We start from the raw sequence: 24,182 nt of genomic DNA on the forward strand, positions 1-24,182 counted from the left end.
CGGGCGGGGAACCGGCGGACATGGCGAAGAAGGCGACGACGGCAGGTGTCGTCGAGGGGCTGCGGCTACCCGAGAGCCCCGGTCTGGTGCAGCAGCGTCAGCGCGTCGGCGACGGCCCAGTGTTCGACCATGAGCCCGTCCCGGTACCGGGTGATATCCATGATGGCGAACTCGACCGGCCGGCCGGAGGCGGGAACGCCGAACCACTCCCCGGTGTGCCGACCACGGAACACCTTGTGGGNGGAGACGACGTCGTCCGCACCGATGCAGTGCAGGAGCTCGACCTGGAAGTCCGAGAAGGCCGCATGCAGCGCCTCGGTGGCCACCCGTACCCCGTCCCGGCCGGGACTCTGCCCCGGGCTCGCCGTGTGATTGCGGAAGTCGGCGTGCACAAATTCCTCGACAAGGTCCGCTCGGNCCTGACCCTGTACTTGTTCGACGAAGGTTCGCATGCGCTCGATGTTGGAGCGTGATTCCGCCACGTCGCCTCACCCGTCTCGGCAGCAGGGACAATGTGTGCACCGCGGGAACATGTGCCCGATCGTCCCCGCGGCCACACCCCGGCGGCCCGGCGAGAAGCGGTGACAGAAGCAGGTCTGGAAAGAAACAAGCCGTGACGGCAGGAAGCCGTCACGGCAGGTGGCCTGGTGATCAGGTGGTCGGGCGGTCAGGCGTTGATCGCGCCCCCGGCGAGCAGGCCGGCGAGCAGGACGGCGACGGCGACGCGGTAGATGATGAAGNCGTTGANGTTGTGCCGGGCGACGAACTTGAGCAGCCACGCGATGGAGGCGTACGCGACGAAGAAGGACACCACCGTGCCCACCGCGAGCGGCGCGGCCGAGACGCCGCCGCCGACGGCGTCCTTCAGCTCGTACAGGCCGGCGCCGGTCAGGGCCGGAATGGAAAGGAAGAACGACAGCCGGGTGGCGGCGACGCGGTCGAGGTCGCGGATGAGACCGGTGGAGATCGTCGCGCCGGAGCGGGAGAAGCCCGGGAAGAGCAGGGCGAGGATCTGCGAGGTACCGACGATCATGGCGTCGGGCAGGGAGAGGTCGTCCTCGCCGCGCTTGTGCCGGCCGTACTGGTCGGCGAACCACATCAGCGCGCTGCCGGCGAGCAGCGAGGCGGCGACGACCCACAGGGAGGCGAGTGGGCCGTCGATGAGGGGCTTGGCGGCGAGCCCGACGAGGACGACGGGGATCGTCGCGTAGATGACCCACCAGGTGAACGTGTAGTCGTGGTTCGTCCGCGCCGCGGGATTGGCCAGGCCACGGCCCCAGGCGGTGACGAAGCGGCGGATGTCGGCGAAGAAGTAGACGAGGACGGCCGCGATCGCGCCGACCTGGATGACGGCGGTGAAGCCGACGACCGCCTTGTCGTCCACCTGGATGTCCATCAGCCCCTCGGCGATCTTCAGGTGGCCGGTGGAGGAGATCGGGAGGAACTCGGTCAGCCCCTCGACGACGCCGAGGATGATGGCCTGTCCGACGCTGATCGCGCTCACGTGATGGCTGTCCTTGATGGTCTCGGATGCGGTACTCGCCCGGGATGCGGCGCCCGGCCCGGGACGCGCTGCTCGGGCGGTGCCGGCTCGGGATGCGGCACGGGTCTGCGGATTCGGCACTGNCCCGGGCTCGCCGCCGCGGGCGGGCGGAGCCTGACCGGGAGCATGCTAGATCACTGGTCGTGTGAGGACGATGTGACCCCCCCGGGTGCCTGCCCGGGGCGCGCCCGGCGATGGGCGCGGTACTCGCGCAGCACCGGGATGGCCGAGACCAGCACGATCAGCAGCGAGATCGGGATCATGTAGCGCTCGATGGGAATGGTCCGGCCCAGCGCGTAGCCGAGCAGTGTCACCCCGGNGGCCCACNGCACCCCGCCGATCAGGTTGAACGTCGTGAACACCCGCACCGGCATCCGCACGACGCCGGCCAGCGGATTCAGGAACGTGCGGACGACCGGCACGAACCGGGCGAGCACGACGGCCTTGCCGAACCCGTACCTGTCGAGCACCCCGCGGGCCCGCTCGACGTATTCCTGGCGGAAGAACCGGGAGTTNGGCCGCTCGAACAGCCGCGGGCCGGCCCGCCGTCCGATCAGATAGCCGGTCTGCGCCCCGGCGACCGCCGCGACGCAGGCGCCGAGCAGCACCGCGGGCAGGTGCAGGTGAGGTCCTGACGCGGCGGCGTCGCCGGCGCAGAAGGCCCCGGCGAGAAACAGCAGCGAATCACCCGGCAGGAAGAATCCCACGAACAGACCGGTCTCCGCGAAGATGACGACCATCAGGCCGAACACTCCGACGGAGGACACGATCGACGACGGATCGAGAATATTCAGCGCGATATCGCTGGACACGACAGGTCCCTCTCACCCGGGCGGCGACACAACGGCGGCGGGAGAGGCATCGATGATCACCGGCCCGCCGTCACCCACCCTGCCGGGACGACGATGTGAAGGCCGTGTGAGCGGCCATTTCTGCCCGCCTGCCCGGCCGACCAGGCGGCCAGCCCGTTTCACCGCGCGGCGGTGCGGGCCTGCCGGCGGTATCCGTGGACGACCAGCAGGACGAGCACGCCGAACAGGATCGCCGAGGCACCCGAGGTGCCGTAGGCGAGGCCGCCCCTGGCCGTCGGCTTGGTGAGCAGATCGCCCAGGGTCGCGCCCATCGGGCGAGTCAGCACGAAGGCCGACCAGAACAGCAGCGTGGTCGGGAGGCGGCGNCTGTACCAGGCGACCGCGATGACCGCCAGCAGGGACCAGATCAGTGCCNCTCCGCCGGCATAACCGAGGCCCGAACTGTCGGACAGGAAATCGCCCAGTGAGGTTCCCAGCGTGTTCGACAGCAGAATGGCGGTCCAGTACAGCAGTTCGACCCGGAAGGTGACGGGCCGGGTGATGTCGAAGGTGTGTCCGGAGCGCCACCAGGCCGCGAACAACAGCAGGAGCAGCCCGAGCAGAATCGCCGCGCCCCGCGGATAGCCGAGGCCGAGGGTCCGGTTGGCGAAGTCCGACATGGTGGTCCCGNCCATGCTGGTCGCGAGGATGACCGTCCAGTAGAGCCCGGGATGGAGGCGGTCGGCGCGGACCTGGACCGTCAGGCTGACGAGGAACAGCGCGATGAACAGGACCGAGCTGGCGGCGTAGCCGACCTTCATCGTCTGGGCCAGCAGATCGCCGCCGGTCTCGCCCAGGGTCGTCGCGACGATCTTCGTGATCCAGAACAGGAGGGTGACCCGGGGGATCTTGCTGGCCGCCGGCAGGGCCCGGGCGGCGGCGCCCGGCCGGCGCCGCTGCCCGGGGACCTCGGTGGGCGGGGCGCCGGCCACCTCGGCGGGTGGCGCCGGCGCCGGATCTTCAGGATGCACCGAGGCGCGCTCCACCACGCGGGGACCCGAGATGTTGCTTAAAGTGCCTTGTCATGCGCCCAGCGTAGGGATCGTGGATGTGAAGAGCATGTAGCCGGACCACCACACCCACCGCACGCTGCGAGCATCCGGCCAAAGATCTCTCGGGGACGCGGCACCCGGGCCGCGCTACCGCCGCAGCGCGCGGTCCTGCGGGGAGTCGTCCGGATGGGTGNGCTGCGGGATGGCCGCGGGAGGGATCTGCTGGCGCTGGATGTCGCGGCGGGTGACGGTGACGTAGGCGACGAGCGCGACGATCAGGACGGTGGCGATCGCGCTGACGACCCCGTCGCCGAGGCCGACCCCGGTGCGGTCGTGCGGCTTGCCGAGCCAGTCGGCGAACGAGGCGCCGAGCGGGCGGGTGACGATGTAGGCCAGCCAGAACGCGGCGACCTCGCCCAGCCCGAACCGCCACCAGGCGATCGCCGGCAGGGCGATGATCACCGCGAACATGATGCCGGAGGGCAGGAAGCCGAGGTGCAGCGTGCTCGCCGTCAGATCCCCGAGGGCGGTGCCGAGCGCGAAGGTCGCGAGCACGGTGCACCAGTAGTAGGTCTCCCGGCGGCGGGTGACGATGCTGTGGATGGACAGCGTCCCCTCGCTGCGGTGCCACCGGCGGAACACCACGGCCAGCACGACGGCGTAGAAGATGGTCGTGCCGATGTGGCCGAACGGCGGCCCGTCGGCGGCCATGGTGCCGAACACGGCCAGCATCACCACGGCGAACCAGTAGACCGGCGCCTGGTAGCGCCGCGACCGGAACTGCAGCCAGAGTGCCGCGACGAAACCGAGCAGGCCGATCGCCGCCGCCAGCACCAGGTTCACCCCGGCGAGGAAGTCCGCGGTGGCCTCACCCATCCCGGTGGTGAGGATCTTGATAACCCAGAACAGGGCCGTGATCTCGGGGACCTTGGGCGCGAGGGGCTCACGGCCGCGGATCAGGCGGTGGGACTTCGACCGCATCGAGTGCTCTTTCCGGACGGGGGACATGGGCCGTCCGAAGAACATCACGCGGCCCGTGTGAGGACCGTGTGAGCGCGACGCCCCGGCCGGCGCTGCGCGGGTGAAACGGCGTGCAACGAATATTCTGGCCTTCTACTATTGGATTCCTGTTTCGGCCGTTCGGCCGTTCTCGGGGGATGGGTGGGGAACGTCTCGTGCACGGTCATGTTCGGCGCCGGCTGATCGCCGTGCTCTGCGTTCTGGGCGGCGTGCTGGCCCTCGCCTGCTGGCTGGTGGCGGTCCTGTCGCCGGTGCCGTTCGCCTGGGCGGTGACGGGCGGGGTGGCCGTCGTCGCCGTCCAGTACCTGGTCGCGCCGTGGGTCATCGCCTGGCTCGTCCCGGCGACGGAGCTCGTCCGCACGGCCGACGGGTACCGCAGCGACGAGCCGGTGGCCGCGATCGTCGCGCGCCAGTGCCGGGCGGGCGGCCTGCCCCTGGTCCGGCTCGGCATCGTCGAGGACGGCGAACCGAACGCGTTCACCTTCGGCCGCAGCCGCCGCGACAGCCGGGTGTGGATCTCCCGTGGGCTGCTGGACCGGCTCGACGAGCGCGAGGTCGAGGCGGTCGTGGCGCACGAACTCGGCCACGTCGCGCACCGGGACGTGGCCGTGATGACCGCGGCCAGCCTCATCCCGGCGGTCCTCTACTTCGCGACGGCCGGTGGGCGCGCCGCCGACCGGCCGGGCGGCAACGACCTCAACCGGCTGCTCGCCTTCGCCGCCTACCTCGCCGCGCAGCTCGCGCTGCTCGGCTTCGCCCGGGCCCGCGAGTTCGGCGCCGACCACGCCTCCTGCCGCGCCACCGGCGACGGCGACGCGCTGTGCTCGGCGCTGGTCCGCATCGCCTACGGCATCGACGAGGTGGGCCGTGAGCGGGCCGCGCGGATCGCCGCGCTGCGCGCCGACGACGAGAACCGTCAGGCCCGCCGCCTCGCCCGCCGGGCGGCCCGGATCCGCTCGACCGGCGCGTTGGGGATCGCCGGCCCGGGTGGCCTGCCCGCCGCCGGGCTGCTCGGCCCGGGAGTGCCGCCCGAGCGCATCGCCGCGGCGATGCGGTGGGAGAACACCAGTCCGTGGGCGCGCTGGGGGGAACTGTTCGCCACCCATCCGCTCGTCGTGCACCGCATCGCGGCGCTCGAACGCAGCGGCCTGCCGGGCGCCCCGACCCGCTGGGGGGCGGTGCGCGCGGCCGCGGCGGCCCGGCCGGGGGAGCGGACGGCGGCCCGTGGCCGGTTCCTGGTGGAACTTCCCCTGCACCTCGGTGGCTGGGCGTGCCTGGTCGCCGCCCTCACCGTCGCCCAGCACCACCTGGACGTCGGCGGCCCGCGGACGGTCGCGGTGCTGGTGGCCGCCGCCGGGGTGCTGCTCGTCGTCCGCGCGGCGCTGCGCAGCCCGCTGGGCGCGCCCGAGCCGGTGGACGAGGCCGCGAGCCTGCTCGAACGCCTCGACGCGGGCCCGGTCGGCGCGGTGCCCGTCAGCCTGCGCGGCCGGATCGTCGGTCGGGGCGGCTACGTCGCCTCCCCGGACTTCGTCCTCGCCGACGACAGCGGCATCGTGCCGATCGTCTACCTGCAGCCGTTTCCCGGCGCGCGGACCTTCTTCGGGCTGACCGGGGCCGACGCCTTCGTGGACCAGGAGGTGCTGGTCACCGGCTGGTTCCTGCGCGCGCCCGGCCCGTACGTCGAGCTGCGCTCGATCACCGGCGCCTCGGGGCACACCGCCCGAAGCTGGCAGTTCGTCGCTCGCTACGCCCTGTCGCTGGCCGTGCTGCTTGTCGGGGCCGTCCTGCTCGCCCTGAACCTGTAGACGCGGCCGGGGGCCCCCGGCGCGCGGGTGGGGACGTGACGGGATGATCAGGAACCGGTGGGCAGGAGCTCGACGACGGGGATGAGGCGGCTCACGGCCGCCTGCAACTCGGTGAACTGCGGGTAGCGGGCGGCCTGCCGGGCGTACATCTCGTCGCGCTTCTCGCCGTGCACCTCCGTGGCGGTGACCTGCAGCCGCCGGCCCTCGACCTCGATGGTGGCCTGCGGGTTCGCGCGCAGGTCGTGCAGCCAGCGCGGGTCCTCGTCGACGCCCGGGTTGACGGCGTAGACGAAGTACCGGTCGGCGTCGGCGTAGAAGTTCAGCGGGCTGACGTGGGGCGTCCCGTCGGCCTCCGCGCCGGTGACCAGCAGGAGCAGGGTGGCTCCCGTGTACTTGCCGGCGGGTCGGCCGCCGTTGGCCCGGAACGCCTCGACGAACTCGTCGATCTCCTGCGTGCTGAACATTTTCTGGCTCATCGGTTCGCCTTTTCTCCTGGTGCCGCGAACCGCGCGGGAGGGATCGGCCGCCGGGCCGGCAGCGCGCGTTCACCGGGCGCGGCGCGCGCGTTGCCGTCACCGACGGGCGGAGTCGCAAGCCGATGGCGCTCGCCGCGCGGACAGACATCCGGGATACGTCCGGCCCTCGGACCGTCGCGATGGGACGTCCTTCACGCCGCCGACGGCAGGGCCGTGGCCAGGGCGTCCGGACGTGGGACCGGTAGGCGAACCGGTGGGCTGTGGCCGGTCCCACGCCTCGGAGTGGTACGAGCGAACCGTCAGGCGGCGTCGTGCGGGGACCTCAGGACGTGCGGGGGAAGTTGTAGAGCGTCCGCGCGTTCGTCTCGACCATCCGCAGGGCCTCGTCGTCGGGGACGTTGATCAGCGCCTCGGCGAGCAGCTTGCGGGTGTTCGGCCAGTTGCTGTCGGAGTGCGGGTAGTCGCTCTCGAACATGATGTTGTCGACGCCGATGCGGTGGCGTGNCTCGATGCCGGCCTCGTCGACGATGAAGCACCCGTAGATGTGGTCGCGGAACAGCTCGCTGGGCCGCACCTCGGTGTTGACGTCGTTGTACCAGCGGTGACGCTCCCACACGTAGTCGATCCGCTCGAGCATGTAGGGCATCCAGCCGATGCCGCCCTCGGACAGCGCGATCTTGATTTGCGGGAACCGGTGGAAGACGGGGGAGAGCAGCAGCTCGGACGTCGCCGACATGGAGTTCAGGGCGAACAGCGAGATCGCGACGGTGAAGTTGGTCGTGGCCGCCTCGGGGGAGCACTGCGGCGACCCGCCGGAGCCGAAGTGCAGGCAGATCGGCAGGCCGGTCTCGCTGGCGGCGGCGAGCACCGGGTCCCAGTGGGTGGTGTGCCAGGACGGCAGGCCGAGGCGGTCGGGCAGTTCGGGGAAGGTGATGCTGCGCGCGCCCAGCGCGGCGGTCCGCCGGATCTCGGCGGCGGCGGCCTCGACGTCCCAGTAGGGCACCATCATCAGCGGGATCTGCCGGTCGGGCGCGGCGGCGCACCACTCGTCGAGGATGAAGTCGTTGTAGGCCCGGACGGTCTCGGTGGCCAGCGCCAGGTCCTGCGAGGCGGCGAGCACGCTNCCGGCGAAACCGGCGAAGTTCGGGAAGCAGAGCTGGGCGTGAATGCCTTCCTCGTCCATGTCCCGGATGCGGTCGGCGATGCGGTAGCAGCCCGGTAACATGTCGTCATAGCTGCGGGGGTCGAGCCCGAAGTCCTTCGGGCTCTTGCCGGCCACCGCGTTGAGGGCGAAGTTGCCGGCCCGGCGGCCCTCGTAGATCCACCAGTCGTTGCCGTCCTCGGCGCGTTCGATGCGCGGGCAGACGTCCTGGTACTTCGCGGGCATGCGATCGAGCCAGACGCGCGGGTGCTCGATCACGTGATCGTCTACCGAGACGATCTGGGCGTTGGCGGGCAGCATGTGATCCTCCTAGGGGACAACGGCCGATCCGCTCCGTGGAGAAGTCCCGATCTTCTGACAAGTACGTCACATTTCTAGGAGCCGCGCAAGGGGCGGCCGCCAACCGTTGGCGCGAGGGAATCTGACGGCCGCGTCGCAGTGTGACCGAGGCGCGACGCGGGAGCGGACCGGCGACGGCGGCGACGCGCTGCCCACACCCAGCTCACCCCAGGCGTGTTGTGCCCGCGGGATCGGGTAGCGCTGACCCGTCGGCCCAGGCCGGGCCGGCTGCGGGGGCCACCATGGTCGCGGGCCGGCATGGTCGCGGGCCGGCATGGTCGCGGGCCGGCATGGTCGCGGGCCGGCATGGTCGCGGGCCGGCCTGGTCGCGGGCCGGCGGCCAGCCGGATGTCCCCGGTTCATCCCGGACGGCGTGCACAGCGACCGGCGTCCGCATCGGACGGCAACGATCGGCTCATCCCGAAGCGAGAAGGAGACCTGGCATGGCGAGCAATCTGGCGGAGCGGGAACGCGCGCAGGCGGCGACGCTGCCCGAGGACGACGTCGTGGGACTCCTACTTGCGCAGCACGCGCGGATCCGCGACCTGTTCGCGGCGGTCGGGGTGCAGCGTGGCGAGCCCCGCAGGAAGGCGTTCGACGAGCTGCGGGCGCTGCTCGCCACGCACGAGACGGGCGAGGAGATGGTCCTGCGGCCGGTGTCGCGCAGGTCGGCCGGCCCCGACGTGGTGCGGGCCCGTAACCACGAGGAGAAGCAGGCGGCGAAGGTGCTGGCCGCCCTCGAGAAGCTGGACATCACCGGCCCGGACTTCGCCCGGCAGCTCGCGGCACTCGAGCAGGCGGTGTCCGAGCACGCCGAGCGCGAGGAGCTCGAGGAGTTCCCGGCCGTGCGGGGGGCCACCAGCCGGGACGAACGGCGCAAGCTCGGCCGGCAGCTGCGCGCGGTCCAGAGCCTGGCGCCGACCCACCCCCACCCGAGCACGGTGGGCTCCCCCCTCGCGCAGTGGGCGGTCGGCCCGTTCGCGTCGCTGGTCGACCGGGCCCGCGACGCCCTGCGCCGCAGGTAGGGCGCCCAGGCGACGCGGGGCTCAGATCCGCCCACCGCTGCGGCCGGACAGGGCGCGCCGCGCGCCGCGGGCATGGTCGAGCCAGCCGGCCGCGCCGCGCAGGACCGGGGTCTGCTCACCCCGGCCCGAGCCGGCGCCGACGAGCCAGTCGCGCAGGACCGTGCTCGTGGACAGGACGGGGGCCCAGCCCAGCTCCCGGCGGGCCCGCCCGGTGTCCATGATCGGAGCGCCGCGGGCGAGGTCGATCCAGCCGGGGCTCACCGGCGCCAGCCGGGCCCGGTAGGCGGCACCGACCGCGGCGCGCAGCAGCGCGGGCGGCAGCGGGATCCCGCGCGCGCCGAGCATGTCGGGCAGCGTCCGCGGCGTGACCGGCGGGTCCGCGGCGACGTTGTAGGCGCCGCGGGCCGTCGGGCTGAGGGCGGCGGACGCGAAGGCGACGGCGGCGTCGCGGGAGTGGACCACCTGGAACATCAGTCCGCGCACGGCCGGCACGACCGGCAGCCGCCCCTCGCCGGCGCCGAGACGGCGCAGCAGGCCCGGCGGCGCCAGCGGGCCGAGGAAGTACCGGGCCTGCGACTGCGCGGCGGCGGCGGACAGCACGATCGCCGGGCGCAGCCGGGACACCCGGATCCCCGGATGATCGGCCTCGAGGCTGTCCAGCAGCCGTTCCACGGCGACCTTCTGGACGCTGTACGGCGACGTCTCGATCCCCGTGGTCGGCCAGTTCTCGTCGACCGGCCGGGGGGACTCCCGGGGGCGGTAGGNACCGACGGACGACGCGTACACCAGCGCCGGCACCCCNGTGGCCAGCGCCGCCGCGAACACCCGTTCGCTCCCCGCGACGTTCGTGGCCTCCGTGACGACCGTCGCCCGCTCGGGCTGGATCAGCCAGGCCAGGTGCACGACCGACGCACAGCCGCGGAACGCCTTCTCCAGCTCGCCGAAGGCCCCGGGGCGCGCCACGTCGAGCGCCAGCCAGCGCACCTTGGNCCGCGGCCTACCGGCGGAAGAGGGTTCGGCGGACGGGGGGCCGGGCGGCGGGCGGCGGGCGATCGCGACGACCTCGTCGACCCGCGGGTCGGTGGCCAGCTCGCGGACCAGGTGATAACCGATGTTGCCGGATGCTCCGACGATGGCGACTCGCATCCTGTTCCCGTGCCCCGCCCGCGCCCATCAACCCGTGCCAGGACCTGTCCGTACGATGCACGTCGTGGCCGACGCTCTCGCTCAGCTCGACGACTACCTCGCCGCCCGCCGCCCCGAGTTCGAGGACCGGCTCACCCGCCTCGTCGGGATTGCCGGCGTCAGCGCCGATCCCGCCCACCAGCCCGACATCGGGCGCACGGCCGACCTCGCCGCCACGCTGCTGAGCGACGCCGGCCTCGACGCGCGGATCGTGCCCACACCCGGCAATCCCGTCGTCCACGGCGAGTACCGCGCCGGTTCCGACTGCCCCACCGTCACGATCTACAACCACCTCGACGTCCAGCCCGCCGACCCGGCGCAGTGGGACACCGAGCCGTTCCGCCTCACCATCTCCGGGGATCGCTACGCCGGGCGCGGCAGCACCGACGACAAGGGCCCCGCGCTCACCGCGCTGCAGGCCGCTCAGTACGCCATCGTCCAGGACCTNNCGGTCAACATCGCCTTCGTCTGGGAGCTGGAGGAGGAGATCGGCAGCCCCCACTTCGAGACCTTCGTCCGCCAGGAGCTGCCGCGGCTGGCCACCGACTCCGNCCTCGTCTCGGACACGGTCTGGATCGCCGCCGGCCGGCCGGCCATCGACTACGGCCTGCGCGGCCTGGTCACCTTCGAGGTGAGCATCGAGACCGGTACCAACGACACCCACTCCGGCCTCACCGGCGGCCCGGCCCGCAACCCGCTGGCCGAACTCGCCCAGATCGTGGCGGAGTGCCTCGACCCGGCGACCGGGCGGGTGCTGATCCCCGGCTTCGCCGACGCCGCCGCGCCGGTGACCGACGCCGAGATCGACAGCTTCGTCGCGTCCGGCTTCGACGTCGCCACCTTCATGGCGATGCACGGCCTGACCTCGATGCGCACCACCGACGTCCGCTCCGTGCTCGCGAAGATCATGGGCGAGCCGACGTTCGAGGTGCACGGCTTCACCGGCGGCTACACCGGCCCGGGGGTGAAGACCGTCATCCCGCCGCGCGCCGGCGTCAAGCTGAGCTGCCGCATCGTCCCCCACCAGGACCCCCGCGCCGTGTTCGACCTGGTCCGCGACTTCATCCAGCGCCGCCACCCGGACGCCCGCATCGAGCTCGAGGCGGCGATGCCCGCCTACCTCGGACCCCGCACCGGCCCGCACGCCGACGCCGCCCGCGCCGCCGTCGAGTACGCCTTCGGCGTGACCCCGGCGTTCGTCCGCGAGGGCGGCTCGATCGGAGCCGTGCTCACCATGGACCAGTACCTGAAGGCCCCCGTGGTCCTGCTCGGCCTCAGCCTGCCCAGCCACGGCTACCACGCGCCGAACGAGCACTACGACTGGATCCAGGCCGCCGGCGGCACGAAGATGTTCGCCCACTACTTCGCCCACCTGGCCGCCGGCGGGCGCGAGGGCCGCTGATCCACCTGAACTGCTGACCCGCTGATCGGCCGTCCGGAAGGCGTTCCTCCCGTGTTGCGGGAGTGTCCGACGCGTGCGGGCGTAACGGTGCGCGGAGTAGCGTCCAGGGGAAACGTCCGGGATGCGTCGCTGGCTGGCCGTGCGTCGGACCAGGCGGCCGCGTGACCGGACTACCGGTGTGGACGGACGCGGGAGGCGGCTTCATGGCAGCGGTCAGGCTTGACGCGCGGCGCATCGTGATCACGGGCGGGGCCAGCGGCATGGGTGCGGGGCTCGTGCAGTCGCTGCCCGGTCTCGGCGCNCAGGTCGTCTCCCTCGACATCACCGTCGATCCCGGCGAGCGGATCGCCGCGCAGGCCGGCGCCCGCTTCGTCCCCTGCGACGTCACCGACCCCGACTCGGTCGACACCGCCTTCGCGAAGGCGGTCGCGCACCTCGGCGGCCTGGACGTCCTCATCCACGCCGCCGGCATCGCCCCCGCCGCGCCCGCCGCCGAGCTCACCGTCGACCACTGGAACAAGATCCTCGCCGTCAACGCCACCGGTACCCTGCTGACCAACCAGGCCGCGTTCACCCACCTGCGCGAGCACGGCGGCCAGATCATCAACTTCGCCTCCGCCGCCGGCGTGCTCGGCTACCCGAACAAGGCCGCCTACGCCGCCAGCAAGGGTGCCGTCGTCGCCTGGACCCGCACCGTGGCCGTCGAGTGGGCCAGCCACGGCATCACCGTGAACGCGGTCGCCCCCGCGATCGTGACGCCGATGTACGAGCGGACCCGCGCCTCGATGACCGCCGAGCAGCTCGCCGCGCACGACGCCACCCTGCAGCGCAGCATCCCGATCGGCGGGAAGCTCGGCGACGTCCAGCGCGACTTCGTCCCCGTCCTCGCCTTCCTCGCCAGCGACGGCGCCCGCTTCATGACCGGCCAGATCTTCCCCGTCGACGGCGGCACCCTGATGATGCGCTGACGCCCTTCCCCGACGAGTCGGTGGCGGACCCGGGTCTGTTACGCTCTGTGTTCGGCCGCTGATTGTCTTGGCCGGCTGACGACCTGGGTTCTCCCCGTTTCGAGCAGGCTGACCAGCACAGATACCNGGCCGACGCGAAGATGCCGCGATGGAATCAGTCGTTTACCTGTCACCGGTCGTCGCACGGATCCGTAAGGTCCTCCGTTCGCCGGTGGTCTGATCGGACAGCGATGTAAGCTGCTTCCCGCCAGCAGCCATCGGTTCGGGGGAGGCGGATGTGCTGGACCGCTGGAATCATCAGGGCACGTTCGCCGAGAACTACGTTCGTGCNCTCGCGGCCGCNGCCGGGCTCCTCATCTATCGGCCCGAACCAGATCTCGACGGGGTCGACCTGGNCTTTCGTTATCCTGGGCGGTCCGGCCTGGTGTCTTCGCCGACGGTCGAAGTGCAGGTGAAGTCTTGGTCGAAACCACAGGTGTCCGGTGGCGAGCTCGTGTATGACGGTTTGGATGCGGCCNNGTACAACAAGTTGGTCGACGGCCCGTTCGTCGTGCCCCGTTTCCTGGTCATCGTCATCGTGCCTCCGGATTCCGACTCATACACAAGAATTGACACCGACGGTTTGTTGCTGCGGCGGCTCGCCTACTTTCATGGCTTCGACGGCGCAACCCCGCTGCGCGAGCCGGNCCGCCGGCGTGGCCCCCGGATCCGTGTCCCCGTGGGCAACGTGCTGACCGTGNCGTCTCTGCGCAGACTCGTGCATGCCTGTGCGGCCCCGGATAACCCCCGCTGCCTTCAGGCGTCGTGACCGCGACGCCGACGGTCCGCGACATCCTCAGCTATCTCGCCGCCGCCGGATGGTCGCGGCAGCCGGGCGCGTGGCGGGGCGCATCGATCTGGGCCCACGATGGTCAACACGAGGTGCTCGTACCCGGCCGCGACGGCATGGGTGACGCCGAGCCACGGTTCAGGGAGTTGCTGGCGGTCCTGGCCTCGGTCGAGGGTCGGCCCCGAGACGCAGTCGCCGCCGACATCGCGACCCCGATGACCGACCTTCAGTGGTACCGCCTTCCGGCCCGGGATGGCGACGCCGCCCTTGGCCTCCTCACCGGGCTGACCTTGCTGAGCGGGGCCCGGGACCTGCTCGGTGCGGCCGCCCGGGCAGCCCTCGCCGGCCCGCACATCGCATTTGCGGGCCCCTTTCCGCGCGAGGTGCGTGCCCTGCTGACTCAGGTGCTGCTTGCCCCCTTTCCCGCGGCCGAGGAGGCATTGACGGTCCGTGTCCCGCTCGGACGTCCATCTAACTCGGCGGAGGCAGATTCGCCGGGAGTCGTGCCGCTTGCGGAACCCTTCGGTCGTCGGGTGCTGACGCTCGCCCAGGACGCGCTGCTCAGTGCTCGGGACGCGGCGAGCACGGCACGGTCCACCGCCGACCTGGCGGTCTTCGACGCGACCGTCACCGCCGGAGTGTCGGCCAACCTGTGCGTTGCCCTGGCCCAGGTAGCCGACGCCGCCGAGAGCCGACCATTCGAGATCGGTTTCCGCTGGGGGCGTGGGGTTGCGGCACCGGACGCGGCGCGGGCGGTGGCGTTTCCGCCTGATCTCAGGGGCGTCCTGAAGCGGGCGGCGAATCATCTACGGGGACTGCGTCTGACCGGCTCGGCCGCGGTCACCGGTGTGATCGGAGCTCTCTTCGATGACGGCCGGGACGACCGGTTCCGCGTGCAGGTGCGGGGCGAGGTGGTGATGGGCCGAGGCAGCGACAGTCAGCGGTCCCTGTGGGTGCGGCTGGCCGAAGGCCCCGCGTACGACCTGGCCATAGCGGCCCACCGCGACGGCAGCCGCGTGCGGATGTGTATAAGAGACAGCTGTGGGTGCGGCTGGCCGAAGGCCCCGCGTACGACCTGGCCATAGCGGCCCACCGCGACGGCAGCCGCGTGCGCGCCGAGGGCGAACTCGCGACCGTGGCGGGGCGCCTGGAACTGGTCGCCGGCCCCGGCGGTCTCACAGTGCTGCCGTGAAAGCGAACAGTCGGGGATCGCAACCGAACGACCGGCTGGAACGGNAGACAAAGTCCTGGCACGGAAGACAGAGTCGAGGAGAACGCGATGGCAGTGCCTGACCTTGGTACCCCGGAGAAATCACGACTCCTCGCCCTGATGGCGTTGGGGGGTGCGGCGTCCAACGCCGAGCTGCGGGAGCGCGGCGCTCTCCCGCTCGAGGGCGAACCACGCCGGCGGGTCAACGAGCTCGGCCTGGTGACCAGTGTGAAAAAGGGGCGCCTGCTCCACCACGAGCTGACCGAGGCCGGGTGGAGATGGTGCGACGAGGAGCTTTCCGCGGCTGCCCCCGCGCGGACCCAGCCGCTGGGACGGGCGTTCTATCTGGTCCTCCCGGTGATCCGTCGATTTCTCGACCGGGCCGATCTCAGCCTTGCCGACTTCGTGAGCCTGGAGGCGATTCCNCAGTTCGGGCCGACCGGCGAGGCCGCTGCGATCGAGGGCGGGTCGGTACCGGCAGTCGCGGACCTGGAGACCCGGATCCGGGATGCGTACTGGCTGCTGGCCGCCACCCCCGGGGACTGGGTGCAGCTCACCGCCGTACGCGGGCGGCTGTCCGGCCTGTCTCGCGGAGCGGTTGACGCAACCCTACAGACGATGGAACGCAGTCCGGACGTGCACATCGTGCCCGAGGCCGACCAGCGATCGTTGACCGAGGCCGACCGGGACGCGGCCATCCGGATCGGTGGGAAGTACAAGCACCTGTTGTCGATCTCGGCGCGATGACCGCCCGGCAGATGAACGACGGGCAGCGCCGGGTTCTTCGGACACTGCGATCCGGACTGAACTGGGCGCCGATGTCGGAGCACGTCTGGGTCTCGCCCCGCTACCACGTCGAAGGCCTGCACCGCGACGCGGAACGCTGCGTCCTGGACGGGCTCGAAGCGGCGGCGGCGGAGTCCGTGGGCAGCCCTGTCGGAGTGGTCGTCGAAGGCGAGGGCGGGGCAGGGAAGACGCATTTTCTCGGCTGGGTCCGCCAACAGGTCCACAGCCGCGGCGGCTACTTCTTCCTGATCGATTTCTCCGTCGTCGGCGAATTCTGGCCGCTGACGGCGAGGGCGATGGTGGAGGACCTGGGGCGCGAGCAGTCGGACGTCGTCCCGGCCGGGGGAGCGGCGGCGATCGGTCCGCCCACACAGCTCTCCGAGCTGTTGCGACGGCTCGCCGCCGAAGCGGTCCTGGACGAGCCGACGACGGCGGCGATCGCCGGCGACGTCGCGTGCACCCGGGTGCACCTGGACGCCCTGCTCGACGGTCTGCGGCGCCGGCACCGGCAGCTCGTGACCGTCTGCTCGGACACCCTTCGGGCGCTCGTGCTCTACGGCTCGCCGGAGTCGGCAGCGGTGACGATAGGAAACAACTTCCTCCTGGCCACACCGGAGGCGGAATACCGATACCGGGACTCCTGGGGGATGAGCAGACGGCTCAAGGGCCCGCAGGACATCGTCACGGAGCTGAGCCGGATCCTGGCGGTCACCGGTCCGAGCGTGATCGCCGTCGACCAGATCGACTCGTTCATCGAGCACACCGCGAAGGCCGTGTCGGCGAACGGCCCTGACCAGAGCGGCGAAGGGCAGCCGGCCGGGTCGCCGACGGCGCAGACGGCCGCGGCGGCCCTCATCGAGCAGACCGCCGGTGGTCTGATGGCGTTGCGTCAGGTGACCCGCCGCACCCTGTGCCTGATCGCCTGTCTGCCCACATCCTGGCGTCGTGTCCGGGAGCAGGCGGTGGAGACGGTCCAGGACCGGTTCACCACCGCGCCGGTCCTCAACACCATCTCCGACTCCGCCACCGCCCACCGCCTGGTCGAACGTCGATTTGCTCCGTGCTTCGCCGACGTCGGCTTCGCGCCGCCGCACGCCACGTGGCCGATATCGCCGGACGCGTTCGACACGGCACCCGGTCACACCCCACGGGTGCTGCTGCAGCGGATCAGCGCCCATCTCGACGCGTGCCTGCGCGCCGAAGCCGTCCACGAACTGCTCACCTTCGAGGACGCATCGGTGGGGGACGGCGGGGCGTCCCCCACCGAGCAGCCGGAGCCGCGGCAGGTCCAGCCCGGGAAGGATGACCTGTCCAGCTTTGCGTCGCTGGACGCGAGGTTCGCCGAGCTGTGCGCGCGGGCCGACGTCCGGACCGTCTACGACCACCGCCTGGAGAACATCGTCGTCCCCCCGCTGCTGACAGCCGGGCTGATCGCCTGGGTCAGAGAGCTCGGGGACGGGGGCCGGGCTCTCTCGGTCGATCCCCCGTCCGGCCGTCGCGCCGATGTGCATGCCCGGCTTCGCCGCCTGCTCGACGGGAACACCGAGGAGCAGGAGCACTGGGCGTTCCGGGCCATCGCGGCCACCGATCCCCGATCCACCGTCGCCGCGTTGCGCCACGCCTGTAGCGCGNCCGGTATCGGTCCGCTGGTGTCGCACCGGACCCTGATCGTGCTGCGTAACCATGGCTGGCCAGGCGGGCAGAAGAACGAACTCCAGCGCCAGATGCTGATCGACAGCGGCGGCCGATCTGTGCCGCTGTCCGCCGACGACGTGCGGGTCTTCTCGGCACTCCAGACGATGCTGACCGAACGCCACCCCGACCTCGACGACTGGCTGACGGCTCGCCGTCCGGCTTCCGGGACGGAGCTCGTCGCCGAGGTGTTCCGCGGCGTCCCGGGGACGCCGTCCGCCGCGGACGGCGGGCCCGGCCGCGATCCCTCGCCGGGCGATGCGGCGACGACGGCCGAGCCCCCCAGCGACCCCGTGACGCGGCACGGCGACGACGGACCGGTCGAGCCTGACGACCTGGTCGACTCCGTCCCGTCCCGGTCCACCGACTCCACCCGATCCACCGCGATGCGCGTGGGCGTCGCACTGCGGGAGCAGACGGCGGTCGAGATCGAGCTGGCGACGCTGCGCAAACACGCTGTTGTGTTCGCCGGAAGCGGATCGGGGAAAACGGTACTGCTACGCAGACTGGTGGAGGAGTGTGCGCTACGGGGTGTCTCGTCCATCGTCCTCGATCCCAACAACGATCTCGCCCGGCTCGGGGATCGGTGGCCGAGTCCGCCGGACGGCTGGGAAGNGGGCGATGCGGCTCGGGCGGACGAGTACCTGCAGACCACGGACGTGGTGGTGTGGACGCCCGGGCTGACCCGCGGCCGGCCGCTCGCCTTCCAGCCGTTGCCGGACTTCGCCGCGGTACGGGACGATCCGGATGCCTTCGAGGCCGCGATCGATCTCGCGGTCGGCGAGCTGGCTCCTCGTGTCGGCGCGGACGGGTCCACGACACGGGCCGGGAAGATCCGGGCCGTGCTGACGGCGGCCCTGCGCCACTTTGGCCGGCAGGGCGGCGCGCAGCCGGGTGGCGGCCTGCCGGCGCTTATCGCGCTCCTGCGCGACCTTCCGCTGGACGTGAGTAAGCAGAACAAGGCGGAACAGACCGCCGTCGACATCGCCGACGCACTGGACGCGGCGATGGTCAACGACCGACAGTTCGCCGGGGTCGGAGAGACCGCCGATCCGGGTGTGCTGCTCACCCCCGCGCCCGGCAAACGGGCCCGAGTCTCGGTGATCAGCATGGTCGGGTTGGGCGACGACCTGCAGCGGGCCGGATTCGTCAGCCAGCTCCAGACCGCGTTGTTCACCTGGATCAGACGGCACCCAGCCACCGACAAGCCCCTCGGCGGCCTGTACGTGATCGACGAGGCGCAGACGTTGGCGCCGCCCGGCGGCCGGCCGCCGGCTCTGACGAGCACGCTGACCCTCGCCGCCCAGGCCCGCAAGTACGGACTCGGCCTGGTCTTCGCCACCCAGGCGCCGAAGGGCGTACACAGCCGCATCGTCGGAAACGCGACCACCCAGTTCTTCGGCAAGCTGAACAGCCCCGCCCATGTCAGCGCTGCCCGGGAGATGGCTCGCGCGAAGGGGGNTAACGTGGACCGGATCGGTCGGCTGGAACGTGGGCAGTTCTTCGTCACCAGTGACGGGATGTCCTTCGTGCTCACGCAGACGCCTCAGTGCCTGAGCTACCATCCCGCCAGCCCGCTCACCGCCGAGGAGGTCGTCGAAAGGGCACGACGGGGAACCGGGCATCCGTAGTTCGGATCCACCCACGAAGAGAGCTCACGGCCGGCGGCACCAGGAGCGATTTCCGGTTCGTAACGGTGCGCCGGCCGTTGCCGGTCACGGCCCGGTGGTCAGATGCGGGCGCCTTTTTCCTGATTGCAGCGGCGGCACAGCAGTTGCAGGTTGTTCAGGCTCGTCGCGCCACCGCGGCTGTGCGGGATGACGTGGTCGAACTCCAGGTACTCGGTGGCCTGGCACTGGACGCAGGCGCCACCGTCGCGCTGCCAGACCTCGGCCTTGACCGGCTGGGGGATCGCGCGGCTGTCGCGCGCCCCGGGGGCGATCACCAGGCGCCGGGCGACCCGTAGCGCGCCGGACAGCACCGCGGCGACGTACTCCGGATCGTCGACCCGGTAGCTGCCGCCGCCCCGGCTCGTCGTCGCGGCGATGTCGACGCAGCCGTGGCCCGCCGTCACCTCGACGATCTTCTGCCAGGCGATCTCGTTGCCGGCGCCGGTGCGGCCGAGGAAGCGCAGCTTGCGGCTGCTCGCGACGAGCCGTCCCGGTGTCTCGCGGGGACCGCTGGCGAGCTGGCGGACCTGGACCGCGGCGACGTCCAGGTGGACGAACTCGTCGAGCTCGAGGTGCAGCGTGGTGGAGTGCACCCGGGGGAGCTGGCCGCCGCGGATCCGGGAGAGCTCCAGCCCGCGGCGCAGCCAGCAGCGCATCTCCTCGACGGCCGGGTCGTGCAGGCCCAGCCGGCGCGCCTCGTTCTCGAAGAACGCGACCTCGCTGTCCTCGATGATCCCGTCGCCGAAGGCGAACGTCACGATCCGCTGGAGATGGCCGAGCCCGGCCGAGCGGAAGACCGCCTCGCCCGCAGCCCGCGGCACGGCATGGAACCGCAGCTCCGCCCACAGCGCCTCCAGGGCCGCCGGGCCCGGTGCACCGGGGGCACCGGGGGTGGCGCTCACCACCTGGGTGACCTTGTGCTGCCAGTCCCACAGCAGGCGGCGGATCTCCTCGTCGCAGGCGGCGCACGGCGCCGGGCGGCCGGCGAACGGGCGGCGGCGCTTCTGGGCTCCGCAGCGGCCGCATGCCGTCGCGGTGTCGACCATCGGCGGCCGGCTGTGCGTCGTCCAGGCCGCGCCGTCCCACCAGCGCAACCGTCCGGCCGCATCTGGGTCGGGGTACCAGTCCGCGGGCCGCGCCGGTCCCGGGTCGGGAGCCGGGGCGGGCACCGGTGGCCCGGCCGGCCGGGCCGTCCGTTGCGGGGACTCGTCGCGTCCGTCGGGCTCGTCGACGGAGATGCCGTAGCTGCGGGCGAGCCCCGCGAGCCCGCTGCTCCACCCCTGACCGACGGTGCGGAACTTCCAGCCGGATCCGCGCCGGTACAGCTCGCCGAAGACCATCGTGGTGACCGGCTCGGTCGAGTCCGGGCGGAACCCCGCGACGAGCCTGCCCGCGTCGTCGACGACCTGGATGAGCAGCCCGCCGAGGCCGGCGAACGTGCCGACGTCGACCGAACCGGCGAGCACGACCGTGGCGATGTCCGGTTCGACCGCCGGGAGCGCCACGGTCAGCGTCCCACCGTCCACGTCGGCGGNGACGTCGACGGCCCCGCTGCGATGCCGCGGCTGGTTGAAGAAGACGAAGTCATCGTCTGAACGAACCGATCCGGTGCTGGTCAGCAGCACCGCGCAGACGTCGAGCGGCAGGGCCGAGTCGGAACGCACCACCGCCCGGACCGCCACGGTGGGCACAACGGCGTTCGCGCCTTTCGGCAGCATCGTGACAGCACCCATCGATCCCCCCGTGCCCAGATCTGCGCCGTGCCAGCGGGTGGCTGCGCAGCGTCCGACCGGACGGAGCCACCCAGGCGGCCAACTGCCAGACTATGCGTGGCAGGAGGCTCACGATCCGTCCGCTACCTGCCACGCCCGTCCGCGGAGCGGGAATCTCTGGCAGCAACTGACGCCGAGCGGCCGCGCCGTCCTCCCCGGCGCGGGCCGGCCCTCGGCGGATCGGGGCTGGGTTTGCCGCCGGGGGCGAGGGCTATATCGGGGCGAGGGGACCGGTCGGTGAGGGGAGGGGTCGGACGGCAACGAGGTCGAGGACGCGAGCGGGTGCGGCCCGGGTTCCNCATTCGGTCGACGCTGTCTCGGGGCGTGACGGCGGGCTGGGTGCGGCGTTCGCGTCCGGCGGGGAGATGGGCCGGCTGATGGCGGCCAAGGACTGGGAGGCCACGTCCCTCGGCCCGCCCGGGACGTGGAGCACCAGCCTGCGCACCTGCGTCGGNCTGTGCCTGGAGTCCCGCTTCTCGATGGTGGTCACCTGGGGGCCGGAGCTGGCCTACCTCTACAACGACGCCACCATTCCCATTCTGGGCCGCAAGCATCCCGATGCCCTCGGCCGGCCGTTCCGCGACGTCTGGCCCGAGATCTGGGACTTCATGCGGCCGCTGCTCGACCAGGTGATGTCCGGCGGCGGCGCCACCTGGTCCCAGGACCAGCGGCTGCTGATGTTCCGGCACGGCTACCTGGAGGAGACCTACTTCACCTTCTCCTTCGGCCCGGTGCGTGACGCCGAACGCGGCGGGCGGATCGTCGGCGCGTTGACGACCGCGCAGGAGACGACCCGGCAGATGATCGACACCCGTCGCCTCGCCTGCCTGCGCGATCTCGCCGCCGTCGCCTCGCTCCGCGGCGACCAGCGCTCGGTGTGCACCCGCGCCGCCGCGGTGGCGGGGCGTTGGCGCGACGACCTGCCGTACTGCCTCATCCTGCTGCGCGACCAGCGGCGCCCCCGCCTGCCGCCGCGGCTGATGAGCTGGTCGGGCCTGGCCGGCGAGGACGCGGCCGCGGACCTGTGCGCCGCGCTCGCGCCGGGCGGACCCGTCCCCGAGGCGACCCAGGCGCTGACGTCGGGGCAGGCGCGGATCGTGGACCAGGTGGCGTCGCGGTGCCGGGTGGTGCTCGCGGCCGCCTCGCCGTCATCGGGCTCGCCGCCGTCGAGGTCGGCGCTGGCGGTGCCGTTTGCCAACGGCCGCGACGGCCACCCGATCGGCCTGTTGCTGTCCGGCCTGAGCGACCGGCTCCCGCTCGACGGCGGCTACCGTGACTTCGTCTCCCTGGTCGCCGGTCAGATCTCGACGGCTGTCGTCTCGGCGCGCGTCCACGAGGCGGCGCGGGCGCGGGCGGCGCGGGCGCGGCGCCGCGCGCTGCGCGACGGGCTCACCGGCCTGCCGAACCGGGTGTCGTTCCTCGACCAGCTCGGCCGGGCCCTCGCCCGCGCCGAGGCCGACGGGTGGCGGGATCGGGTAGGCCTGCTCTTTGTCGATCTCGACGGCTTCAAGGCGGTCAACGACTCTGCGGGCCACCAGGCGGGCGACTGGGTGCTGCGCGAGGTGGCGGCGCGGTTGCGGCGGGCGGTGCGTCCCGGCGACACCGTCGCCCGCCTCGCCGGCGACGAGTTCGCCGTGCTCTGCGCGGGAATCACCTCGGTGGAGGCCGTCACCGGCATCGCCGACCGCATCGTCGAGACCGCCGCCGTGCGTGCGCCCGGCGGCGGTCCGCGGGTCACCTCCAGCGTCGGCGTCGCCGTGTCCGGCCCCGGGCTGACCGACCCCCGCGAGATCCTGCACGCCGCCGACATCGCCATGTACGCCGCCAAGCGCCAGGGCCGCCACCGCCGCGTCCTGTTCGACGAGTCCCTGCGCACCCAGCCGACCCGCCGCCGCCAGGCCGGGCCTGGCAGGCGAGCTCGCCCGGGGACCATCGCCGCGGTGCCGGTTCGGACCTCGGCAGGATGACCGGTCAGACCCGGGGAAGGATCGTCCAACGCTGATCGCCGTGGCCCCCGTCCGCCCACTGGTGGAGCTGNAGCCCGCGTGTGGTGGACGATCCGGGTACGCTCATCAGCTTGCCAGAGCGGTCGTTGATGAAACGCCACGCGCCCCCATCGCGTGTCTTCTTCCACAGGCGGTCGGCACCAGTACCGCAGGGCACCTGGNGAGCCATGATGATCAGCGCTGCGAGCATCGGCCAGCACCGCATGCGCAGGTTCGACATCATGGTGAGGAGACCTCTCGGATAATCGTCGATGGCCCGCCTCTGCTTCCGGCCGGGGAAGAAGTGGAAGCCGTCGAAGACACGTTCCACTCGTCGGGAAGATGGACATCCCGCATCGACAGAGGCACCGTCGGTTCAACGCCCATGGCGGCAGATGGTCACCGTGATGACCGACTTCAGGTATTCGAGGGCCAAGAATGTGCTGGTGGCGCGAAAGACCCGGCGCAGCGCCGAGACACAGCCCGAGTGCCCGTCTGGAAGCGTCGCCGACCCGAGTGGGCCGACGCACCCGCGAGGCCACCGGGCCGTCAGGTCCTGCGGCCTCGAGAAGATACGTTTCCCGTCGGGTTCGAACTCGGCAGGGTTAACTGTGGCCAGGTGGTTCCGATTCTTCTTCGGCAAGCAGTACGCGGAGATTCTGCACCTCGGCGCGCAGCCGCTGCTGCTCTTCGACCAGTTCGAGTACAGCGTATGCGTCAAGGTTCGCGCGCCAACGTTCGACACGGTCGAACATCTGCTCGACCACCGAGTTCCTCGTCTCTGTCAGTTCTCGAAACAAATCCAGATCGTCCGCTCGGAGCGCGACCGCGGCTGCGTCCTCCAGGCGAGAGATCTCCTGGTTCACATCGTCGAGGTCGGGCAGTCTTCCGGGGGGATCTGTCGTGAGAATACGGTCGATCTCGGCACGCAGCGCACCCTCGTCTACTCCCGCTCCGGCGAGGATGTCGGCGGCTACTCCGTGTGGCACGGTTGCGAGCGCGAGCAGCAGATGTTCGGTTTCGATTCGGTCGCTACCAGCTCGTTGCGACTCCGCTGCTGCCAACCGAAATGCCTCCTTGACTCGGGGAGTGAAGGGCGTCACCTCACGTGACGGTGAATGGGGGCTACCCGGGTTCCGGTCGAACCGCGTACGCACCGATTCATACGAGAGACCCAGGGCCCGCAAGGNGACCCCCGCGACCCCGTGACCTTCACGCAGAAGCCCGAGAAGCACGTGCTCGGTGTCGGCTTCCTCGACTCCCAGCTCCACCGCCTCCTGGTGGGTCAGCCCAATCACCAGCGTGACCCGNTCAGTCATACTCCGTGTCTTCCGGCTACCCGCGAACACCGATGGCATCAGACCCTCCTTCCGCGANCCTCCCGGCCGATGCGCCGTCCTGTCGTCGCTTCGGTGGCCACTCTAACTGATGTGCGGCCGTTATATGTTCACTTGTTCGGCGGTCAGGCCG

Annotated in this window: 11 protein-coding genes and 20 pseudogenes; 10 read left to right on the plus strand and 21 right to left on the minus strand. The window is 71.6% G+C overall.

The window, feature by feature from the left end:
- Nucleotides 1-65 precede the first annotated feature (65 nt).
- The 11 genes and pseudogenes from UK94_RS45845 to UK94_RS09545 all read right to left on the minus strand — a co-directional run.
- The coding region (locus UK94_RS45845) for an ester cyclase (protein ID WP_235487304.1) at nucleotides 66-241 on the minus strand (176 nt) is incomplete at its 5' end.
- A gap of 1 nt (nucleotide 242) precedes the next feature.
- Nucleotides 243-417, minus strand: a pseudogene (locus UK94_RS45850) (ester cyclase); the annotation flags it as partial.
- A 250-nt stretch (nucleotides 418-667) separates the two neighbouring features.
- On the minus strand, nucleotides 668-740 hold a 73-nt coding region (locus tag UK94_RS73275; protein ID WP_268761281.1), incomplete at its 5' end, for a hypothetical protein.
- A gap of 8 nt (nucleotides 741-748) precedes the next feature.
- Nucleotides 749-1,504, minus strand: a pseudogene (locus UK94_RS09530) (undecaprenyl-diphosphate phosphatase); the annotation flags it as partial.
- Between the two features lie 367 nt (nucleotides 1,505-1,871).
- A pseudogene (locus UK94_RS45855) lies at nucleotides 1,872-2,058 on the minus strand (VTT domain-containing protein); the annotation flags it as partial.
- Nucleotide 2,059: 1 nt separating this feature from the next.
- Nucleotides 2,060-2,283, minus strand: a pseudogene (locus tag UK94_RS45860) (DedA family protein); the annotation flags it as partial.
- A gap of 230 nt (nucleotides 2,284-2,513) precedes the next feature.
- Nucleotides 2,514-2,720 (minus strand): annotated as a pseudogene (locus UK94_RS45865) (hypothetical protein); the annotation flags it as partial.
- A 1-nt stretch (nucleotide 2,721) separates the two neighbouring features.
- Nucleotides 2,722-2,769 (minus strand): annotated as a pseudogene (locus UK94_RS73280) (hypothetical protein); the annotation flags it as partial.
- A gap of 1 nt (nucleotide 2,770) precedes the next feature.
- Nucleotides 2,771-3,024 (minus strand): annotated as a pseudogene (locus UK94_RS45870) (hypothetical protein); the annotation flags it as partial.
- Between the two features lies 1 nt (nucleotide 3,025).
- A pseudogene (locus UK94_RS45875) lies at nucleotides 3,026-3,383 on the minus strand (hypothetical protein); the annotation flags it as partial.
- 197 nt (nucleotides 3,384-3,580) lie between these two features.
- Nucleotides 3,581-4,412, minus strand: a pseudogene (locus UK94_RS09545) (hypothetical protein); the annotation flags it as partial.
- A 149-nt stretch (nucleotides 4,413-4,561) separates the two neighbouring features.
- On the opposite strand from UK94_RS09545, the gene UK94_RS73285 reads away from it, so the two are divergent.
- Nucleotides 4,562-6,211, plus strand: coding sequence for a M48 family metalloprotease (locus tag UK94_RS73285; RefSeq protein ID WP_268761267.1), 1,650 nt, complete (start codon nucleotides 4,562-4,564; stop codon nucleotides 6,209-6,211).
- Nucleotides 6,212-6,258: 47 nt separating this feature from the next.
- Here UK94_RS73285 and UK94_RS09555 read toward each other — a convergent pair whose 3' ends face one another.
- The 4 genes and pseudogenes from UK94_RS09555 to UK94_RS75930 all read right to left on the minus strand — a co-directional run.
- Entirely contained in the window at nucleotides 6,259-6,687 is a 429-nt protein-coding gene (locus UK94_RS09555; protein ID WP_011604385.1) for a nitroreductase/quinone reductase family protein, read from the minus strand.
- A 322-nt stretch (nucleotides 6,688-7,009) separates the two neighbouring features.
- A partial coding sequence (locus tag UK94_RS45890) for an amidohydrolase family protein (RefSeq protein ID WP_235487214.1) occupies nucleotides 7,010-7,191 on the minus strand: 182 nt, incomplete at its 5' end.
- Between the two features lies 1 nt (nucleotide 7,192).
- A pseudogene (locus UK94_RS45895) lies at nucleotides 7,193-7,810 on the minus strand (amidohydrolase family protein); the annotation flags it as partial.
- A gap of 1 nt (nucleotide 7,811) precedes the next feature.
- Nucleotides 7,812-8,149: pseudogene (locus UK94_RS75930) on the minus strand (amidohydrolase); the annotation flags it as partial.
- 482 nt (nucleotides 8,150-8,631) lie between these two features.
- On the opposite strand from UK94_RS75930, the gene UK94_RS09565 reads away from it, so the two are divergent.
- On the plus strand, nucleotides 8,632-9,213 hold the full coding sequence (locus tag UK94_RS09565; RefSeq protein ID WP_011604387.1) for a hemerythrin domain-containing protein: 582 nt from the start codon (nucleotides 8,632-8,634) through the stop codon (nucleotides 9,211-9,213).
- Between the two features lie 21 nt (nucleotides 9,214-9,234).
- Here the strand turns inward: UK94_RS09565 and UK94_RS09570 are convergent.
- The 3 pseudogenes from UK94_RS09570 to UK94_RS45915 form a co-directional block, all read right to left on the minus strand.
- Nucleotides 9,235-9,977, minus strand: a pseudogene (locus UK94_RS09570) (nucleoside-diphosphate sugar epimerase); the annotation flags it as partial.
- A 38-nt stretch (nucleotides 9,978-10,015) separates the two neighbouring features.
- Nucleotides 10,016-10,202: pseudogene (locus tag UK94_RS45910) on the minus strand (nucleoside-diphosphate sugar epimerase); the annotation flags it as partial.
- 1 nt (nucleotide 10,203) lies between these two features.
- Nucleotides 10,204-10,359: pseudogene (locus UK94_RS45915) on the minus strand (nucleoside-diphosphate sugar epimerase); the annotation flags it as partial.
- A 64-nt stretch (nucleotides 10,360-10,423) separates the two neighbouring features.
- Between UK94_RS45915 and UK94_RS45920 the strand changes: the two are divergent.
- From UK94_RS45920 to UK94_RS45935, 7 genes and pseudogenes are all read left to right on the plus strand, one after another.
- Nucleotides 10,424-10,845 (plus strand): M20/M25/M40 family metallo-hydrolase (locus UK94_RS45920; protein WP_235487216.1); only part of this gene is annotated, 422 nt, incomplete at its 3' end.
- Between the two features lie 2 nt (nucleotides 10,846-10,847).
- Nucleotides 10,848-10,949 (plus strand): annotated as a pseudogene (locus UK94_RS45925) (hypothetical protein); the annotation flags it as partial.
- 1 nt (nucleotide 10,950) lies between these two features.
- A pseudogene (locus UK94_RS45930) lies at nucleotides 10,951-11,800 on the plus strand (M20/M25/M40 family metallo-hydrolase); the annotation flags it as partial.
- A gap of 203 nt (nucleotides 11,801-12,003) precedes the next feature.
- Nucleotides 12,004-12,101 (plus strand): annotated as a pseudogene (locus UK94_RS73295) (short-chain dehydrogenase); the annotation flags it as partial.
- A 1-nt stretch (nucleotide 12,102) separates the two neighbouring features.
- Nucleotides 12,103-12,768, plus strand: a pseudogene (locus tag UK94_RS09580) (SDR family oxidoreductase); the annotation flags it as partial.
- A gap of 804 nt (nucleotides 12,769-13,572) precedes the next feature.
- Nucleotides 13,573-14,682, plus strand: a complete 1,110-nt coding sequence (locus UK94_RS09590; RefSeq protein WP_055749528.1) for a hypothetical protein — start codon at nucleotides 13,573-13,575, stop codon at nucleotides 14,680-14,682.
- An 868-nt stretch (nucleotides 14,683-15,550) separates the two neighbouring features.
- A pseudogene (locus UK94_RS45935) lies at nucleotides 15,551-17,224 on the plus strand (hypothetical protein); the annotation flags it as partial.
- Nucleotides 17,225-19,014: 1,790 nt separating this feature from the next.
- Here UK94_RS45935 and UK94_RS09605 read toward each other — a convergent pair.
- Together UK94_RS09605 and UK94_RS45940 are read right to left on the minus strand one after the other, a co-directional pair.
- Nucleotides 19,015-20,489: TerD family protein (locus UK94_RS09605; protein WP_235487217.1), on the minus strand; the 1,475-nt coding region annotated here is incomplete at its 5' end.
- A gap of 1 nt (nucleotide 20,490) precedes the next feature.
- Nucleotides 20,491-20,688: pseudogene (locus UK94_RS45940) on the minus strand (TerD family protein); the annotation flags it as partial.
- Nucleotides 20,689-21,707: 1,019 nt separating this feature from the next.
- On the opposite strand from UK94_RS45940, the gene UK94_RS09610 reads away from it, so the two are divergent.
- Nucleotides 21,708-22,694, plus strand: a complete 987-nt coding sequence (locus tag UK94_RS09610) for a GGDEF domain-containing protein (protein WP_313949470.1) — start codon at nucleotides 21,708-21,710, stop codon at nucleotides 22,692-22,694.
- 623 nt (nucleotides 22,695-23,317) lie between these two features.
- Here the strand turns inward: UK94_RS09610 and UK94_RS45945 are convergent.
- A complete protein-coding gene (locus tag UK94_RS45945; protein ID WP_235487219.1) occupies nucleotides 23,318-23,776 on the minus strand; it encodes a Clp protease N-terminal domain-containing protein in 459 nt (152 codons plus the stop codon).
- Nucleotides 23,777-24,182: the final 406 nt, after the last annotated feature.

The organism is Frankia sp. AvcI1, assembly GCF_001420875.1.
GTDB lineage: Bacteria > Actinomycetota > Actinomycetes > Frankiales > Frankiaceae > Frankia > Frankia alni.

Bases quoted from the DNA above. Each gene is read 5' to 3' on its own strand.
- UK94_RS09555 (WP_011604385.1), bottom strand. From the start codon at position 6,687: ATGAGCCAGAAAATGTTCAGCACGCAGGAGATCGACGAGTTCGTCGAG.
- UK94_RS09565 (WP_011604387.1), top strand. From the start codon at position 8,632: ATGGCGAGCAATCTGGCGGAGCGGGAACGCGCGCAGGCGGCGACGCTG.
- UK94_RS09610 (WP_313949470.1), top strand. From the start codon at position 21,708: ATGAGCTGGTCGGGCCTGGCCGGCGAGGACGCGGCCGCGGACCTGTGC.